Origin of the sequence: Erwinia sp. ErVv1, from assembly GCF_900068895.1 — a bacterium.
GTDB lineage: Bacteria > Pseudomonadota > Gammaproteobacteria > Enterobacterales > Enterobacteriaceae > Erwinia.
The window spans coordinates 1-2,303 of record NZ_CDPK01000027.1 but is presented as its reverse complement, the minus strand read 5'-3'; the positions used below and the strand labels follow the sequence as shown (position 1 = coordinate 2,303).

3 protein-coding genes and 1 pseudogene are annotated in these 2,303 nt (G+C 47.2%); 2 read left to right on the top strand and 2 right to left on the bottom strand.

Translation table 11 applies throughout. The features are described 5' to 3' along the window. Together A1830_RS20770 and A1830_RS20765 are read left to right on the top strand one after the other, a co-directional pair. Positions 1 to 631: pseudogene (locus A1830_RS20770) on the top strand (phage tail protein); the annotation flags it as partial. Beyond that, entirely contained in the window at positions 631 to 1,023 is a 393-nt protein-coding gene (locus A1830_RS20765; RefSeq protein WP_067710499.1) for a tail fiber assembly protein, read from the top strand. The pseudogene A1830_RS20770 and the gene A1830_RS20765, both read left to right, overlap by 1 nt. Before the next feature lie 158 nt (positions 1,024 to 1,181). On the opposite strand, the gene A1830_RS20760 is transcribed toward A1830_RS20765, so the two are convergent. Together A1830_RS20760 and A1830_RS21990 are read right to left on the bottom strand one after the other, a co-directional pair. Continuing rightward, positions 1,182 to 1,787 (bottom strand): tail fiber assembly protein, encoded by a 606-nt coding sequence (locus A1830_RS20760; RefSeq protein WP_067710497.1) that lies wholly within the window; start codon positions 1,785 to 1,787, stop codon positions 1,182 to 1,184. Beyond that, positions 1,787 to 2,303: phage tail protein (locus A1830_RS21990; RefSeq protein ID WP_231877700.1), on the bottom strand; the 517-nt coding region annotated here is incomplete at its 5' end. The genes A1830_RS21990 and A1830_RS20760, both read right to left, overlap by 1 nt.

Genomic DNA, 2,303 nt, shown 5'->3' with positions numbered 1-2,303 from the left:
TGGAAACCTTGGTTTAAGCGATAAATTTTCAGGTCGTTTTATGGGCCGTCGGATTTTCACCGCACCGGGTAATATTACTTATCAGCCGTCATCCGGTACCAGAAAGATAAAGATTATTCTTACCGGTGGAGGGGGGCACGGCTATGGCTTTCTTGGTTGGGGCGAAAACTACCGTTCACGAGGAGCCGGTGGCGGGGCAGGTGCCACTGCTATTGCATGGCTTGATGTGGATGACTCAAAAACCTATGCAGGCATTGTTGGACGAGGGGCTGACGATACCCTGGGCGCGACCAGCAGTACGTTCAATGGTTTACTGACGGCTGCGAATGGAGCAGATAATCAGGGTGGCGATGCGGGAGGTGGAGGTGGCCTGGCCGTGGGGGGGGATTTAAATATTCAGGGCGGCGATGGTAGCGATGCGCCTGGAATAGTAGGAGCCGCCAACCCTTACTGTGGTGGTTCTGGTGATGGCGGAGCGAGTTACTGGGGGGGAGGCAGTCGAAGCGGGGAAGGATCTACCAGCTGGCGTAAGACAATATACGGCGCAGGCGGCGGGGGTAATACACGAACCGACCCTTATATCGGCAGCTTCGGAAGTCATGGTGTAATTTATATTGAGGAATACAGTTAATGAAAACGTATGCACGAATTGAAAATAATAAGGTTGCCGAGGTTGTTTCTCTCGATATTGCACCTGAGAAGCTTTACCACCCTTCATTAAAATGGGTCGACATTACTGCGCTGGGAAATAAACCCGCTCAGAATGATGACTACAAAGATGGTGTTTTTACTGCTCAGGTTATTGAAGTTGAGGGCCCGGTGTTTTTTGCCTCTTCGCAACTTACAGGTCTTATGGCTGAAGCGGGACAAGTTATCGCGCCCTTGCAGGATGCCGTCGATGTGGGTATGGCAACTGATGAGGAGGCGACGCGCCTTGCCGCGTGGAAAAAATACAGGGTATTACTTAGTCGAGTGGATACCAATAAAGCTCCAGATATCACATGGCCAGTGAAGCCTGAATGAATAATGCCCGCGAGAGCGGGCATTTTATAGAGCAAAGATTATTAATGTATTTAGGGGTGGTTCATAAAATTCAATAAATTATTATAGCATTCTGCGACGGGAATAGTATAAGCCCGTTCGGAGTAAATATAGCCGCCTTATAATCGGCGGCAATCATTTTAAACTGGCTTAACCGGCCAGGTAATAGACGGAGCAGTTTGCGGATCTACAGCCTGTACCGCCTGGACGTATTTCATCCAGGTTATGAGCGAGTCTTTATCCTCATCTGAGATAATCCCGAGGAGAAGCTGTGTCTGCCATGCCTGAGTCTTTTCGTTTGCCTCTTTTATCAATACCTCTTTCTTTAATTCCGCTTCTTTAATGCTAGCTGCTTTCTGGGCATTGGCATCAGTGATCCACGCCATACCATTCCACTTATCGAAATTAGTTGAGGGTTTTAATGATGTTGTTTCTGAAGGGTAATCCCCTGGCTGGGTAATATTAATAGCACCCCCATCAATGGTAGAATATATAGTTTCACCACGATGATCCTTAATGGTATGCCAGGCACCGTCCTGAAAGATTGAAAGCGTATTTTTTTTGGTTTCAGGAGGTGGCAGGATAGTGCTGTTTTCGGGAATGCTGATGCCAGCCATCAAATATTCCTCACATGTTCCAGTAAACTCCCCCGTTAATGAAGAAAAATTATACACTGAAACAATACCAGAAAATTTTGCCAAACCATTCTCGTCAAAATCGACAGTATTTGCTAGTTTCTCATTCATTATGCAGCCCTTACGATATAGTTTAGTGCGATGTTACGAGGGCGAAACTTAACCCAAATAGCACCATTTTTTTGCCCAGCCTGTAATTGTGTTGCGGTCATACAATTATCAAATAAAATGCTACCTAATGCGGTGTTATTGCCTGCTTTAGCATCAGTAGGTTGTGTAAGTGATACAGAATCTGCCTGACTGTAGGCAGTTCCTATTGTGGCTCCATCAATGGTGCTATCTATTCCGGGGTAGTCCAGTGCGGCGGTACGGATACTTGTTGCATCCTGATTAGTACCAAGGCCACGTCCAGAGTCTACGTCCCGTCCATCATCCCAGCCGCGAATAAATTCTCCACGTAGATCAAGAAGTTTCAGTGCAGGGTACACTTTTGCGAGTTCTGGATAAGACGTTGCGTTAAATAGTGCTCCATTACACTTTAACCAGCCTGAAGGGGGGGTAGCGGTAGGCCATGGAATAGGAACGCCTACAGGTATTGCCGAGCCCTCCCCTAAACCAAGGTTTCCA

Bases quoted from the DNA above. Each gene is read 5' to 3' on its own strand.
- A1830_RS20760 (WP_067710497.1), bottom strand. From the start codon at position 1,787: ATGAATGAGAAACTAGCAAATACTGTCGATTTTGACGAGAATGGTTTG.
- A1830_RS20765 (WP_067710499.1), top strand. From the start codon at position 631: ATGAAAACGTATGCACGAATTGAAAATAATAAGGTTGCCGAGGTTGTT.